Below are 14,428 nucleotides of genomic sequence, written 5' to 3'. Positions count from 1 at the left end.
CGCCGACGATCCGGATCGCCCCCGACTGGACGAGTTGCCGCACGCGGGCGCGCACCGCGGTCCGTGACAGACCGACGCCGTCGGCCAGTGCCTGGAAGGTCGCTCTGCCGTCCCCCTGCAACGCGCGCATGAGCGCCGCGTCAACCGCATCGAGCACGATGCCTGCCTTTCGTTCCCATGTCGTCGTCCATTCCCCCGAACGACGCCCCCTCCTCCGGCCAGATCATCGCAGTTGTGGAGCCTCTCGTACTACAGATCGCCAAAGAAATCGGCTCATTCACCCCTTTGACCGGCCCGACACGGGCTGCCAAAACCCCATCGGATACCTCTCGACCACATAACAGACTTGTATAGAACATCCCTCGAGACGGGTACGCAGTGCATACAACCTCCGCAAAGCGCCACACTGAACTTGCGGGCCCGGGTGAGGCCCTCGAGGACGCACGGGGACCATGGGACTCCGGCACGGTGACTTCGGCGTGAGAGGTCGGAACCGTGGGGACGTTCACGAACGTAAGACCCGTAAGAGGCACAACCGAAGGTGACCGCCACCCGGAACCGTGGTGTGGGCACATGAACCAGTACGGGGCGGACCCGACCGCCCCTTGGTGTGAGAGGAATGCCGGTGGCAGCGGAGGACGAGCGGCGGGATGAGGCGCCCGAGCGCCAGAGCGGGCGCCCGGGCACGGGTGGGGCGCTGCTGTGGACCGCCGCGTCGGTTCCCCTCCCCGGAGCGGCTCATCTGCGTATGGGCCGACGTAAGGCGGGCGTTTTGATCCTGGGCCTCTACCTCCTGGGGATCGTCGCCCTGGGGCTGGGGGCCTACCTCCTGGGCGCGCACGAGTCGGGCGCCATGACGGTGCTGGCCGGGATGGCCGTGCAGGACGTGTGGTTGCTGGGAGCGATGGGCGCGGTGTTCGCCGTCGCGGTCCTGTGGATGAGCGTGATCGTCCATTCCTGGGTGATCACCCGTCCCGAGGGCAGGGGCCGGGGCCGGCGGCTGATCGGTGCCGTGACCGTGCTGCTGCTGTGCCTGACCGTGGCCGCGCCCTCCGCATGGGCGCTGCACGCCGGGTACACCGCCTACGAGACGTTGGGGTCGGTGTTCGGCTCGCCCGAACGCGAGGACCTGCCCCCGCACGACGCGGCCGATCCCTGGTACGGGGCCGAGCGGATCAACGTGCTGCTGATCGGCGCGGACTCGGGCGACAACCGCTACGGCACGCGCACCGACACGATGATGGTGGCGAGCGTGGACACCCACAGCGGTGACACGGTGCTCGTGGGCATGCCGCGCAACCTGGAGGACATCCACTTCCCCGAGGACAGCGCCCTGGCCGAGCGCTACCCCGAACCCTACGGATTCGACCTGCTGCTCAACGACGTCTACCAGACGGTCGCCGAGGAGCCCGACGAGCTCGCGCTCAACCCCATCGCCCCGGACCCGGCCGCGGACACCCTCAAGAAGGTGATCGCCTACAACCTGGACCTGCAGGTGGACTACTACGCCATGGTCGACATGATGGGCTTTCGGGACCTGATCGACGCCGTCGGCGGCATCCAGGTGCGCATCGACGAGCCCATCCCCTACGGCGTGCACGGCGGTGTGCTGGAGCCGGGCCTGCGGCGGCTGGACGGTCACGACGCCCTCTGGTACGGCCGTTCCCGGGTCAACAGCGACGACTACGGGCGGATGGGCCGCCAGGGCTGCCTGATCAAGTACGTCGCCGAGCAGGTGGAGCCCTCCACCGTCCTCACCAGTTACCGTCGCCTGGCCGGTGCGACGAAGCGCACCCTGACCACCGACATCCCCCAGTCCAAGGTGCCCGCCTTCATCGAACTGGCCGACCTGGTCACCGACGAGGGTGCCATGAGCGCCTTCCAGCTCTCGCCGCCGCAGGTCAACACGGCCGCCCCGGACTGGGAGGAGGTCCAGGAGCTGGTCCAGGAGGCCATCGTCGGCGGCTCCGAAGGCGACGACCTGCCGGACGAGCCCTCGGAGGAGGCCGCCGAGGATGAGGAGTCGGAGCAGGAGTCCGAGGACGAGCGGACCGAGTGGCAGGAGTACACCGGGCTGGACGAGGAGTCCCCGGCCGACCCGGGCCGCCAGGTCGGCGCGGAGGCCAGCGACCTCGACGCGCTCTGCCCCTGATGTGAGGTTCCAAACCCCCTTCGGTGCGGTGGCCGGTCCCGGCCGGTCCCGCACCGAGCGTTGCCACGGTCTCGACCCCGTGTGACGCTGTCGCCGTGACCGCAGCGCAGCTTTGGACCCTCGTAGCCCTCGGCGCCTTCCACGGACTGCACCCCGGCATGGGCTGGTTGCTCGCGGTCGGTCGTGGCCTGCAGGAGGGTGGGCGCGCCCAGGTGTTGCGCGCGTTGCCGGCGATCGCGGTGGGCCACGCCGGCAGTGTGGCGGTGGCCGCGGTGGCGATCACGGTGACCGGTTCGGTGACGGCCTCGGTGCTCTTCCCGGTGTTGGGCGGCGCGGTGATCGTGCTCGTGGGGTTGGGGATGTTGCTGTCCAGGCGGCACTTCCACCGGCGCGAGGTGCGGCTTCCGCTGTGGCAGCTGACAGCCTGGTCGTTCCTGATGTCCTCGGCGCACGGCGCGGGTCTGATGTTGATGCCGGTGCTGGCGGGCGGGCTCTCCCACGCCCACGTGGACGGCGGTGGCCACGGCGACCATGGCGGGCACGGTGCGACGTCGGTGTCCGAGGGGGCCGGGCCGGTGGATCCGGGGGCGGCCGAGACCGGGACGGCCGGCGCGGCGGAGGTGGTCGAGGGCTCCTGGAGCCTGTGGGACGCCACCCTGCTCGGTTTGGCCGCGACCGGAGTGCACACCCTGGCGATGTTCGTGGCCGCGGGGGTGGCGGCGCTCATCGCCTACGACTTCCTGGGGGTGCACGCCCTGCGGTGGAAGGGCGTGACCATGGACCGGATCTGGGCGCTCACCCTGGTCCTGGGCGGGGCCTTCGTCCTGTGGTCGGTGCTGTGACCGCGAGCGGTCCCGTGCCGGTTGCGGACTTTGATCCAGGCCACAGTCGGGAATGACCGTAACGGTCGCTTTGTCCAATAGACGAGGTGCCTCCTCTTCGAGGCCATGAGACATGTGCGCCAGGGACGAGAAGGCGACCGCCCGGTCGCCCGCCCTCGGCGTGGAGGGGCAGAGTCCATGACGCACAGAGCCGCCGCACCCGGACGCCGCTGGCACGGGGTGATCCTGTCGACGGCGATCCTGGCCGCGCTGGCCGTGGTCGCCGTGCTGGGAGCCCGGTGGGTGGTGAACAACCAGGAGGAGATCTTCCCCGTCTCGACTCCGTGGGGGCCGGACTGTTCGGTCTGGATCGGCGACGACCAGGTCCGGCTCGACCGCGACCAGGCGAAGCGGGCCACCACTGCGGCGGCGGTCATCGCCCAGGGCGACGACGCCCCCCTCGAACGGCCCGACGTGGAGGACATCCCGGACGAGGTGATGCGTGCGCTCGTCGAGGGGCCGGAAGGTGACGCCGGACCCTCACTGACCTGCCGCTACGGTGGCGAGGAGGTCGAGTTCGAGGAGGAGAGGCCCTCCGGTATGACCCCGCGCACCGAGACCCTCAAGGCGGGCGTGGAGGAACACTTCTCCGACACCAGCATCGGCGGATACGTGCCCGGCGGGTACGACAGCGGACACGGCGAGGGGTCGGCGCACTACGAGGGGCGCGCGCTCGACATCTTCCACCGGCCGGTCACCGAGGACAACCGTCGCCAGGGGTGGATGATGGCCCACTGGCTCATCGCGCACGCCCCCGACTTCCAGATCGACGTGATCATCTTCGACGACAAGATCTGGAGCACCCGCTACCCGTCGCTGGGGTGGCGCCACTACGAGGCCGACCCCGACAACGAGATCCTGCGCCACCTGGACCACGTGCACGTGGACGTGCTGCGCGGCCCGGATCCCGACGAGGCCTGATCCTCGGTGGGAGGAGTCGAGGAGGACACGGGGAAGGGCCCGGACCGATCGGTTCGGGCCCTTCTCGTCGGCTCGGGTCGGACCCTTCAGTCCTCCAGTCGGAAACCGAGCTTGAGGCCCACCTGGAAGTGGGCGACCTGTCCGTCCTCGATGTGCCCGCGAACCTGGGTGACCTCGAACCAGTCGAGTCCGCGAAGCGTGGTCGAGGCCCGTTGGACACCGTTGCGAATGGCCTGGTCGATCCCGTCCGGCGAAGTGCCGACGATCTCGGTGACGCGATAGGTGTGGTCGGTCATCGGTGGGCCCCCTGCGTAGTCGGTTGCGGGGGCGGCGCGGACGCGGCCCCCGTCCCCTGCGTCCCCCCGATCCCCCGTGGTCACACGTGGCCGCGCGAGGTGACCGATTCGCCCCGAATCCCTTTCCGAAACCGATAATCCTCGACCTTTGCCACCGCTTTCTGAGGACCTTGGTCCCAGATGGGTCCGGATTGACCCGGGTGACCACGGTGACCCGGGGGGACATGGGGACACAAGTGGGGGCGAAGTGTCAGATTAGTCCTGACCTGGGACTTAGGACTCTACGTCGACGGGACTCTCCCGAGACAACGTCGTAACTGACTCTTGACGTACCCCGGGGGGCGGCGGTGTACATTGGGTTCTAGCGCTTCGGTCCCCCGTCGGAGCGCGGAGCGATGTTCCGAGCCCCCGTTGGAACATCGCATGCGACGCCGGGTGGTTTGCCCCCGTAACCACCCGGCGTCGCCCTTTGTCCACACCCGGGTGGGTGGTGAATACCCGCCCGTGGCCATGGTTTGACCATCAGATCCACTTCGTCTCCTGGGGGTCGGAATTGAGTGAGACCGCGACGAACGCGCACTGCTCTCGAAGGGGCTGCCGCGCCCCCGCCGACTGGGCCCTGGTGTGGAACAACCCCAAGCTGCACACCCCCGACCGCCGCAAGGTGTGGGTGGCCTGCGACGAGCATCGAGAGTACCTGGCGAACTTCCTGGGCATGCGCGGTTTCCTGCGCGAGACCGTCCCCATGGACGAGTTCGAGGGTTGAGGCCGGGGTGTCCGAACCCGTGTCCCCACGAGCCGATCACCCCTGTTCGTCACCCGATTCAGCACATCGCGACCCGCCGGGCGGCGGCACGGACCTCCGGGTGAGCGAGCCGGCCGGCCTCCGTCAACCGCCGAGGCCAGGGATCGCACCAGGTCTCGGCCGCCCTGAACAGTTCACGGACCCGGTCACGTCGCGCGTCGAACACGGTGTCCTCGGGTGCGCTCCCCCTGAGACGGGAGGGGCCTACGGGCTGAACGAGTGCGATGGCCGATCCGAACGACGGCGTGGTGGGCTCAACGGCCCGGGTGGCATCCGCCCTTCCTGATCGTCATGGCGCAAGGGACCCACGCCCCGGTGGGAAGGTCCGGTCTGCTACAGGATCGCGGCCCGCCAAGCGGCCACACGAACGTCCTCGTGGGGTGAACCACCCAAATCGGCGATGATCCTCGCCCAAGGCCCGGTCCAGCCCTGGCGGCGACCCTCCTGTTCGACCAGTGCGACGGCCAGCAGACCGACCGGCCGACCCGCCGCGGTCGTGTCCCGCAGGGCCAGGTCGGCCAGGTGGTGCAGCAGCGCGGCGAGGCCGAGGGAGCCCACTCCATGACCGATCCGGCCGGGGACCAGGGCCGCGAGCGCGGCCTTCGGTGCGGCCGAGGGGTCGCCGGGGTGGTGGGCGGCGAGATCGGCCCAGGCCAGGACGCGGGCGGCGAACACCCGCGCGGGAACGACCCGGTTCCGGGTGAGCGCGGGCAGGTCGGCCAGGCGTAGGATCAGCGCCTCACCGGACAGTCCCGTGTGGGCCGCCAGGCGTTCCACGGCCGTGTCCAGGTCGGGCACGGGCCGCGTCATGTCCTGACGCGACCGGACCCGGCCGGCGAGCATCCGTACGAGGCCGACCGTCCTTCGAGGCAGAGAGGGTGCACGGTCCACTTCGGGCGGCCGTAGGGGGACCTCCTGGTCGGTGGTCGGGCACAGGTCCGCGAGTTCGGCCACCAGGGCGGGCAACCGATCCTCGTAACGCGGTTCCCGGAGCAGGCCCTCGAAGGTGCGCAGCACACGTTCGTCGGACCGGGACAGGTCGTGCAGGTCCGCGACCAGCCCGTCGGCGAGTTCGGCGTCCCACAAGGCCCAACCCGCGATCCATCGGCACACGTCGAGGCGTTCGTCGATGGCGGGATCCCCCGTCTCGGGCAGGGACGCCATGAGGCGGGCCGCCCGGGCGCGCAGGTTCGGTCGCAGGTCCCAGGGAGAGTGGGCCGACAAGGCGGAACGGGCCGCGGAGTCGCCGAAGGTGTCCACGCGCGCCTCCAACGCGGGCAGGACCGCCGGGTGGTCGCTCGCGGCCATCAGCGCCCCCAGCACCGCCGCGCGCACGTCGCGGTGCAGGGCGTCCTGGTCGAGTATGTCCACCAGGAGTTCCACCGCACCGGGTGGGCGCGCCCGCCCCAGGACCCGGGCGGCGGTCTTGCGCACGCCGACCCTGCCCGGTGCGGCCAGGACCCCGCCCAGGGTGGCCGTCAGGTTGGAAGGGCGGACGCGGCGTGCGCAGGAGTCGAGCACCGCGACGACCGCTCGGGAAGAGGTGCCCTCGTCGACGTGGTCCAGCAGCACACCGAGCGCGCGTTCGGGTTCTCCGCAGCGGGCCAACCGGACCAGAACGGTCTCCCTCGCCCAGGGGTCGTCGTCGATCCGGGACAACAGGTGGTCCAGGGCACCGGACAGGACGCTCAGGCCGTCGAGCGCCTCGGCGCGGACCGCGCGCTTGTCGGCGGTGTCCGCGGCGAGGGCCCGCAGGTACTCGGCGGCGTGCGTGTGTTCGGACACCGACCAGGTCCTGGTCAGTCCACGGTGGATCCACACGGATCGGCGGGCCGTGCCCTTGCCGTCGGTGCTCAGGCGGTCGGCCTCGGCCAGGGCCTCGGGCACCAGAGCGGGACGCATGCGGGCCAGGCGTTCCCAGACCGGTTGGAGCAGGATGGTGGCCGGCGCCGCGCGGAACAGTCGTTCTGCGCGTCGGCCGGGACCGGAACCGCGCAGGTGCAGCTCGGCCGCCTCGTGGGCGGTGTGGGAGGTCGGGTCCGCGAGGACGACCTCGCGCAGGTCGTGGTCGAGCAGGGGCGGGATCGCGTACAGGCGGGGTCCAAGAGCACGGGCCAGGACCACGGTGCCGTGGTGGTCGCCCCGGGCTCGGGCACGGGACAGCGCGGGGGCGAGGCGGTCGTACAGTTCGCGTGCCCGTACGGGGGTGAGGACCTCAGCGAGGGTCCACCATCGTCCCAGGGTGGGCCGACGGTGCCAGGACGCGTAGGCGCCGCTCCCGTACCCGGTGACGCCGTCCCCTCCGTGTTGTTCGATCAGCCGCGCGAGGGCGGTGAGCGCCCACTCCACCAGATCGGTACGACCTCGGGCCCCGGGGTGGCGCAGGACACGAATCCCCAGATGGCCCAGGGCCCAGCGAGTGTCGCGGGTGGTGTCCGGCGCGGCGAGGTCGTCGTCGAGCAGACGGTACAGGTCGGGCAGGGCGTCGGTGGTCGGCAGGTCCGGGGGCAGCACCCCAAGGGCCAGAGGCAGGGAGCGTCGTACCTGGTCACGGTCGGCGGCGGACCGCGCCGTCCGGGCGGTGAGCACCCTGGCCAGGGTGTCGGCCCCCGCGCGCCCGGCGGCCACGACCAGCCAGTACAGGGCGTGTTCGCGGCGGACCGGGTCCGCGTCTCCGGCGGCCTTGGACAGTGCGGGTTCGGCCTCCTCGAAGGGCAGGTGGGCCAGCGCCTCGACGTCCCGGTGGGTGTGGTCGGGGTGCGCGGCCAGGGAGCGTTCCAGGTACTCCAGGATCCTTCCGGCCTCGGCCACCGCCCGTTCCTTCGGCAGCAGCGAGAGGTAGGGCAGCAGGGCGGCGCGCTCGCCGCCACCCTCGGCGACGAACCGGTCGATGATCGGTGTCCGGTCCTCGTAGCTCATCACCCGTAGGACGGGCAGGGTTCGTGGGGCGGCGTCGTGCATGGCCTTGACCAGGCCGCCCACGTCGCGCCGGCCACGCGCGTAGGCCGGGTAGCGGGCCGGGTAGTGCTGCTGGTCCCCTCCTGCTCGCAGGAGGCGGTGGGCCTTGACGTAGGGCGGCGGGGAGCTTTCGGGGGCGGGGCGCCCGCGCAGGAACGGAACGAGGAGTTCGGGGTTGGTACCGGACAGTGCGTCGGCCATCCGGGCCCAGGGTCGGTCCCAGATCCGTTCCCGGTTCCGGGCCGTGTCCCGCTCGCGTTCCAACCGGGTCAGCAGTGCCTCGGGGTGGCGGCGGGCGAACCCGGACCAGCTCTCGACCCGGTGGGCGAGGTCGTCCAGGTGGGCGTCCACCGTCGAGGTGGAGCAGGCGGCCAGCAACCTGCCGGCCTCGTGGTCGCCGTGGCGTTCGCGGACGACCGGCAGGACGCGGTCGGCGACGGTGGTCCGGTGGTCCCGGTACAGGACGGAGTAGAAGGTGCGGCGCAACCGGTGGGAGGCGTCGTCGAGCAACTCCTCGAAGATCCGGTCCGGTAGGGACAACCCCGGGGTCCGGGCCAGAACGAAGCGGCGCAGGTCCTCGTCGGGGCCGTTCAGGTAGCGCTCCACGAGGTCGGGGTCGCGCGCGGCCAGGGCCATGTGCGCGCCCAGTTCGGCCTCGCCCAAGACGTCGAGGTCCGCCAGCGTCTCGGACAACCGCGGGTCGTACCGGTTCTCGCGGGCGTACAGGGCCGCGTGGCGCATGCGTCGGGGTCCGGTGAGCGGCGCGATGTCGGCCAGGAGACGCCGGGCGAGGCCGTTGTCGGGGGTGTCCTCGGGCATGGCGCTCACCTTGGCAGTGTCGCACCGCCGCCCGCAAGGGGTTTCGTGGCCGCCGACCCGGGCCGGGTTCAGGCGTCGGTGGGCTTCTCCAGGTCCGCGCGTGCTCGGGTGAGGGCCTCGGGGGTGTCCACGTCGAAGGTGTCAGGGGCCCCGGGCAGCGGAACGTGCGCGGGGTCCAAAGGGCCGAGCAGCCCGTAGAGCGACCGCCGCGTGTAGGCGGCCAGGGCCTCGCGTAGCACCTCGGTGCGCCACAGTCCGGTGAGCCACTGTTCGCGGCCCGAGACGTCCACCAGCACGGCACCGTTCGTGGGGGTCGCGGCACGCGCCAGGGCGGCGAGGTGGTCGGGGCGCAGATAGGGCAGGTCGGCGGCGAGCAGCGCGCACCAGGGTGCGCGCACGTTCGGCAGGCCGGCGCGCAGGGCGGGCACCGGGCCCGCGCCCGGCGGGTCCTCGCGGACGTAGACGGCCCGTGGTCGGTCCCGGTCCGGTCCGACGACGATGACGCCGGCGTCGGGGTCGTGCGCGCGCACGGTGACGGCGACGTGTTCCAACAGGGTGCGTCCGGCGACGGTCAGGCCGGGTTTGTCGAGCCCGCCCATGCGGGTCGCCGCTCCCCCTGCCAGGATCACCGCGTCCAGGTGTTCGCTCACGCACCCAGCATGCCGTACGCGGGCGCCGTGAGGACGGCGCCCGCGTGGTTCAGCCCTTGACGCAGACGACCTGGCGCAGGTGGGCGACCACCTGGACGAGGTCGGTCTGGGCCTCGATCACCGATTCGAGGTCCTTGTAGGCGGCGGGGATCTCGTCCACGACGCCGCGGTCCTTGCGGCACTCCACGCCCTTGGTCTGTTCGGCCAGGTCGGCCTCGGTGAAGGTCTTGCGTGCCTTGTTGCGGCTCATCCGACGACCGGCCCCGTGGGAGGCGGAGTTGAACGATGCCGGGTTGCCCAGCCCCTTCACGATGTAGGTGCCCGTGGCCATGCTGCCGGGGATGATCCCGAACTCGCCCGAACCCGCGCGGATGGCGCCCTTGCGGGTGACGAGCACGTCCACCCCGTCGTAGGTCTCCTCCGCCACGTAGTTGTGGTGGCAGGAGATCCACTGTTCGAAGGTGGTGCCGGGGACCTGGTCGGCCAGGACCCGGCAGGCCAGGCCCATCATGACGTCGCGGTTGCGGCGGGCGTAGTCCTGGGCCCAGAACAGGTCGCGCCGGTAGGCGTCCATCTCCGGGGTGCCGGACAGGAACACCGCCAGGTCGCGGTCGGGCAGGTCCTGGTTGTGCGGCAGCGCCTGGGCCCGGCCGATGTGGTGGTCGGCCAGTTCCTTGCCGATGTTGCGCGACCCCGAGTGCAGGACCAGCCACACGGTCTGGTCGTCGTCCAGACACACTTCGAGGAAGTGGTTGCCGCCGCCCAGGGTGCCCATTTGGCGACGGGCCCGCTCGTTGCGGGGGTGGACGGCCTCGGCCAGGTCGTCGAAGCCGGCCCAGAAGGTGTCCCAGCCGGAGCTGCGCAGGCCGGGCACACCGGCGGGGTCGACGGGTTCGTCGTGGGCGTGGAATCCGACCGGGATGGTCGCCTCCAACGCCGATCGCAGGGAACGCAGGTCGTCGGGCAGGCGTTCGGCGTTCAGGCCGGTGCGCACCGCGGTCATGCCGCAGCCGATGTCGACGCCGACGGCGGCGGGGCTGACGGCGTCGCGCATCGCGATCACCGAACCCACCGTGGCGCCCTTGCCGTAGTGCACGTCGGGCATGACGGCCAGGCCGTGGGTCCAGGGCATGCGGGTGACGTTGCGCAGCTGCTCCATGGCGGCGGACTCGACCCCGTCCGGGTCGGCCCACATACGGATCGGCACTCGGTCGCCGGGAATTTCGGTGTAGGACATGGGGCCACCTCCCTTTCGTGTCGGCCCCGGGGGCGCAGGTCAGCGCCCCCGGGACATCAAGCCAGAACGGGAGACCGTGGGCAACCGAATATCCTCGGCCACCGGCCGGGCCCGGGACGGGCGGGTCAGCCGCCGATCGCGGACATGGGGCGGGCCGGCTGCAGGAAGCTGGGGTCGTTGATGCCGTGGCCGGGCAGCTTGCTCGCCACGGCCGCCTTCCAGCGTTCGGCGATCTCGTCGTCGGTGGCGCCTTCGCGTAGGGGTGTGCGCAGGTCCGACTCCTCCCGGGCGAACAGGCAGTTGCGGATCTGACCGTCGGCGGTCAGACGCACCCGGTCACAGGCCCCGCAGAAGGGCCGGGTCACCGATCCGATGACGCCGACGGTGGCGGTCCGGCCGTCGGGGAAGTCCACACCCCGTACGTGGAACAGCTCGGCCGGGGCACTGCCTCGGGTGTCGGCGTCGGCCGCTTCGAGGTCGAACTCGGCCTCCAGCCGCTCGAGGATCTCGTCGGCGGTGATCATGTTGTCGCGCCGCCAGCCGTGTTGGGCGTCCAGCGGCATCTGCTCGATGAAGCGCAGTTCGTAGCCGCGTTCGATGCAAAAACGCAGCAGGTCGGGCGCCTCGTGGTCGTTGATGTCGCGCATGAGCACGGTGTTGACCTTGACGGGGGTGAGTCCGGCCTCCGCGGCGGCGGCCATCCCCTCCAGAACGTCGTCCAGGCGACGACGCCGGGCGAGCTTTTCGAACACGACGGGATCGAGCGTGTCGAGGGAGACGTTGACCCGGTCCAGCCCGGCCTCGGCGAGTGCGGGGGCCATGCGGGCGAGCCCGATGCCGTTGGTGGTCAACGCGGTGCGCGGGCGAGGGCCGAGTTCGGTGGCGCCGGCGACGATGCCGGGCAGGCCGCGCCGCAGCAGGGGCTCGCCACCGGTGAAACGGACCTCGTCGATGCCCAGGCGAGTGGTCCCGATACGGATCAGTCGCAGGAGCTCGTCGTCGGTGAGCAATTCCGGTTTGGGCAGCCACTCCAGGCCCTCAGGAGGCATGCAGTAGGTGCATCTGAGGTTGCAGCGGTCGGTGAGCGAGACCCTCAGGTCGGTCGCCACGCGCCCATAGGAGTCGGACAGCACAGGCGGTCACCCTCTCCAGTCTGAATTGCCGAGTAGGCGGTACGCCGTTTTGCACCCACCCGAGGGATACCCACTTGCCAGCGTAGAAGATCCACTTTCACGGTGAGTAGCCTCGATCACACCTTTTGCCGTATTTCGTCGGTGACCACCAGGATCTCCGCCCGCGTGTGGACCTTCACCCCAAGGAACGACGCGAATCGTTGTCCGAACGTTTCCCGCGAACCACCCCGCGGGCCCTCTCGGCGGCCGGGCGGAGACCACCGATGATGGCATCGCCGGGCCCGATGCCCCATGCTCTACCGAAGACGACGATTCGATCGTCGCAGAGCCGCACGGCAACGAGGAGGCAGGACACGGTGATCAGCACACGCGAGTGGGCCCTGGCGGGCGGGCCCGACGGTTCGGCGAAGCTGGCGGCACGGGCCTGGGCGCCCACGGAGGGCGAACCCACCTGGTTGGCCGTCCTGGTGCACGGCTACGGCGAACACCTGGGCCGCTACGACCAGGTCGCCGAGGACCTGTGCGCGGCCGGCGCGGTGGTCTACGGGGCCGACCACAGAGGGCACGGACGGTCCTCCGGCGAGCGCGTCCTGATCGACGACTACGCCGGGGTGGTGGAGGACGTCCACCGCGTCGTCACCCAGGCGCGCACCGCCTACCGCACCATCCCCCTGGTCCTGATCGGCCACTCCATGGGCGGCATGATCGCCGCCCGCTACGCCCAGGTGTACCCGGAGTCGTTGCAGGCGCTGGTGCTGTCCGGGCCGGTACTGGGCCGTTGGACCGCGGCCGAACGGCTCGCCGCCGCGGCCGAGATCCCCGACGACCCCATCGACCCCTCCACGCTGTCCCGCGACCCCGAGGTGGGGCGGGCCTACGTGGCCGACGAACTGGTCTGGCACGGTCCGTTCAAACGCACCACTGTCGAGGCGCTGCTCACCGAACTGGAACGCGGAAACGCGGCCGGAACCGTGGGTTCGTTGCCCACCCTGTGGGTGCACGGCAGCGAGGACGCGCTGGTCCCCGTCTCCGACAGCCGGGTGGGGATCGAGAAGATCGCCGGTGAGGACTTCACCGCGCGGATCTTCCCCGGTGCCCGTCACGAGGTGTTCAACGAGACCGACCGTGACGAGGTCCTGGCCGAGGTGATCCGCTTCGCCCACCGCTTCACGACCTGACCCCGCACCGAGGAGCCGAGGCGCATGACCATCCCACCGTCGCCGTCGGAGTCCGGGCGACACGACGAATCGTCCGGCCGCTCGATGCCCTCACCCACACCGCCGCTCTCGGAGGTGGCGACCTCGCGGGAGGTCGTGCGCGCCCTGCTGCGCGAGCAGCACCCGGACCTGGCCGATCGCGAGATCACCGACCCGGTCGAGGGCTTCGACATGGCCGTGTTCCGACTCGGTGAGGATCTCGCGGTCCGACTACCGCGCCACCGGGAGGCGGTCGCCTCGTTGGCGGTGGAGGTGCGGTGGGTGAGGGAACTGAGCGAAGGGTGGACCTTCCCCACGCAGCGGATCGTGCGAACGGGTGTCCCGAGTGAGGTGTTCCCCTGGAATTGGGCCGTCACGTCCTGGCTTCCCGGCCGGATCGCGGCACGACACCCCCTGGACGCGTCGGCGGCACCGGACCTGGGCCGGGCTCTGGTCGAGATCCACCGGCCCGCGCCCGCCGACGCCCCGTTCGACGTCGAGCAGAGCATTCGGCTCGCCGAGCGGGATCCCGTGCTCCGAAGGTTCTTGCGGACCCTGCCCGCGGTGGGGGCCGGGCGGGGGCCGATGGTGGCCCCGGGCGCCGTGGAGGAACTGTGGGGGCGGGCGCTCGCGGTGCCCGACGACGCCCCGCGGGTCTGGATCCACGGCGATCTGCACCCGTTCAACGTGATCTCCGACGAGGGCCGGTTCGGCGGCATCATCGACTGGTCCGACATCGCGCGAGGGGATCCCGCGGTGGACCTGGGTTTCCTGTGGTTGCTGCTGCGGCGCGACGCCGTGGGCGAGGCCTACCGGGCCTACGGTGGCCTCGACGAGGCCACGGAGGCACGGGCCAGAGGGATCGGATTGGTGAAGGCGGTCACGCTCGCCGCGGTACCGAAGGCCGAGGTCGCTCGGATCGGGTGGCGGGCGCTGACGGAACTGGGGGTGGCGGTTCACGATGGGCACGGCGCCCGGGAAGGGGCCGGTCCCTGACCGATCCGACCTTTTGAAGGGCCGGTCCTCACACGTACAGGCGTCCGCGTGGTTGGGCGGGGTGGGCCAGGATCTCGGCGTAGGCCGCGGCCAGGCGATCCACCGCGTCGACCATGACCTCCGGCGGGCGGGTGTAGGCCAGACGCAGGTACCGCTCCAGGGTCCCGTCCACACCGAAGACCGGCCCGGCCGCCGGGTGGACCCCGTGCCGGATCGCGGTGGTGGACAGGGCGCTCGCCACCGGCTGCGGCAGCGTCGCCCACAGCACGAGTCCTCCCCCGGGCACGCTGGGCCGCCAGTCGGGCAGCCGCTCGCGCAGGGCGCGCAGGAGGGCGTCCCTGTTACGGCGCAGCTCCCTGCTGCGCTCGGCGCGGATACGCAGTA

At 71.2% G+C, this 14,428-nt stretch carries 12 protein-coding genes and 1 pseudogene; 6 read left to right on the top strand and 7 right to left on the bottom strand.

All coding sequences use genetic code 11. The features are described from left to right. On the bottom strand, positions 1-157 hold a 157-nt coding region (locus K8V84_RS14365; RefSeq protein WP_304074958.1), incomplete at its 3' end, for an Lrp/AsnC family transcriptional regulator. A gap of 468 nt (positions 158-625) precedes the next feature. On the opposite strand from K8V84_RS14365, the gene K8V84_RS14360 reads away from it, so the two are divergent. The 3 genes from K8V84_RS14360 to K8V84_RS14350 all read left to right on the top strand — a co-directional run bounded on the left by K8V84_RS14360 (position 626) and on the right by K8V84_RS14350 (position 3,954). Continuing rightward, a complete protein-coding gene (locus tag K8V84_RS14360; RefSeq protein WP_304074954.1) occupies positions 626-2,152 on the top strand; it encodes an LCP family protein in 1,527 nt (508 codons plus the stop codon). A gap of 95 nt (positions 2,153-2,247) precedes the next feature. Further along, positions 2,248-2,994 carry a cell wall anchor protein gene (locus K8V84_RS14355; RefSeq protein WP_304074952.1) on the top strand — a complete coding sequence of 249 codons (747 nt, stop codon included), beginning with the start codon at positions 2,248-2,250 and terminating at the stop codon, positions 2,992-2,994. A gap of 177 nt (positions 2,995-3,171) precedes the next feature. Next, positions 3,172-3,954 carry a hypothetical protein gene (locus K8V84_RS14350; protein WP_304074949.1) on the top strand — a complete coding sequence of 261 codons (783 nt, stop codon included), beginning with the start codon at positions 3,172-3,174 and terminating at the stop codon, positions 3,952-3,954. Between the two features lie 86 nt (positions 3,955-4,040). On the opposite strand, the gene K8V84_RS14345 is transcribed toward K8V84_RS14350, so the two are convergent. Beyond that, complete coding sequence (locus K8V84_RS14345; RefSeq protein WP_067606128.1) at positions 4,041-4,250, bottom strand: dodecin; 210 nt, start codon at positions 4,248-4,250, stop codon at positions 4,041-4,043. 553 nt (positions 4,251-4,803) lie between these two features. Between K8V84_RS14345 and K8V84_RS14340 the strand changes: the two genes are divergently transcribed. Then, positions 4,804-5,016, top strand: coding sequence for a hypothetical protein (locus K8V84_RS14340; RefSeq protein ID WP_304074945.1), 213 nt, complete (start codon positions 4,804-4,806; stop codon positions 5,014-5,016). 372 nt (positions 5,017-5,388) lie between these two features. Here K8V84_RS14340 and K8V84_RS14335 read toward each other — a convergent pair whose 3' ends face one another. From K8V84_RS14335 to moaA, 4 genes are all read right to left on the bottom strand, one after another. Then, positions 5,389-8,832: a HEAT repeat domain-containing protein gene (locus tag K8V84_RS14335; RefSeq protein ID WP_304074956.1), complete on the bottom strand. Its 3,444-nt coding sequence runs from the start codon at positions 8,830-8,832 to the stop codon at positions 5,389-5,391. A 68-nt stretch (positions 8,833-8,900) separates the two neighbouring features. Further along, a complete protein-coding gene (locus tag K8V84_RS14330) occupies positions 8,901-9,482 on the bottom strand; it encodes a molybdenum cofactor guanylyltransferase (protein ID WP_304074943.1) in 582 nt (193 codons plus the stop codon). A 49-nt stretch (positions 9,483-9,531) separates the two neighbouring features. Further along, on the bottom strand, positions 9,532-10,719 hold the full coding sequence (locus tag K8V84_RS14325; RefSeq protein WP_304074940.1) for an RtcB family protein: 1,188 nt from the start codon (positions 10,717-10,719) through the stop codon (positions 9,532-9,534). A 125-nt stretch (positions 10,720-10,844) separates the two neighbouring features. Then, positions 10,845-11,852 carry a GTP 3',8-cyclase MoaA gene (gene moaA, locus K8V84_RS14320; protein WP_304074937.1) on the bottom strand — a complete coding sequence of 336 codons (1,008 nt, stop codon included), beginning with the start codon at positions 11,850-11,852 and terminating at the stop codon, positions 10,845-10,847. A gap of 356 nt (positions 11,853-12,208) precedes the next feature. Between moaA and K8V84_RS14315 the strand changes: the two genes are divergently transcribed. Next, positions 12,209-13,030 carry a lysophospholipase gene (locus tag K8V84_RS14315; protein WP_304074933.1) on the top strand — a complete coding sequence of 274 codons (822 nt, stop codon included), beginning with the start codon at positions 12,209-12,211 and terminating at the stop codon, positions 13,028-13,030. A 24-nt stretch (positions 13,031-13,054) separates the two neighbouring features. Then, positions 13,055-14,044, top strand: coding sequence for an aminoglycoside phosphotransferase family protein (locus K8V84_RS14310; RefSeq protein ID WP_304074930.1), 990 nt, complete (start codon positions 13,055-13,057; stop codon positions 14,042-14,044). Between the two features lie 28 nt (positions 14,045-14,072). Here K8V84_RS14310 and K8V84_RS14305 read toward each other — a convergent pair. Beyond that, positions 14,073-14,428: pseudogene (locus K8V84_RS14305) on the bottom strand (PLP-dependent aminotransferase family protein); the annotation flags it as partial.

The sequence above is a fragment of the Nocardiopsis listeri genome, assembly GCF_020741345.1.
GTDB classification, from domain to species: Bacteria; Actinomycetota; Actinomycetes; order Streptosporangiales; family Streptosporangiaceae; genus Nocardiopsis; species Nocardiopsis listeri_A.
Note: the sequence above shows the minus strand (reverse complement) of the source record. Positions and strands in the feature narration are given on the sequence as shown.

What these genes read in the sequence shown, in the direction of transcription:
- K8V84_RS14350 (WP_304074949.1), top strand. Translation starts at nt 3,172, where the DNA reads ATGACGCACAGAGCCGCCGCACCCGGACGCCGCTGGCACGGGGTGATC.
- K8V84_RS14345 (WP_067606128.1), bottom strand. Translation starts at nt 4,250, where the DNA reads ATGACCGACCACACCTATCGCGTCACCGAGATCGTCGGCACTTCGCCG.
- K8V84_RS14335 (WP_304074956.1), bottom strand. Translation starts at nt 8,832, where the DNA reads ATGCCCGAGGACACCCCCGACAACGGCCTCGCCCGGCGTCTCCTGGCC.
- K8V84_RS14325 (WP_304074940.1), bottom strand. Translation starts at nt 10,719, where the DNA reads ATGTCCTACACCGAAATTCCCGGCGACCGAGTGCCGATCCGTATGTGG.
- K8V84_RS14310 (WP_304074930.1), top strand. Translation starts at nt 13,055, where the DNA reads ATGACCATCCCACCGTCGCCGTCGGAGTCCGGGCGACACGACGAATCG.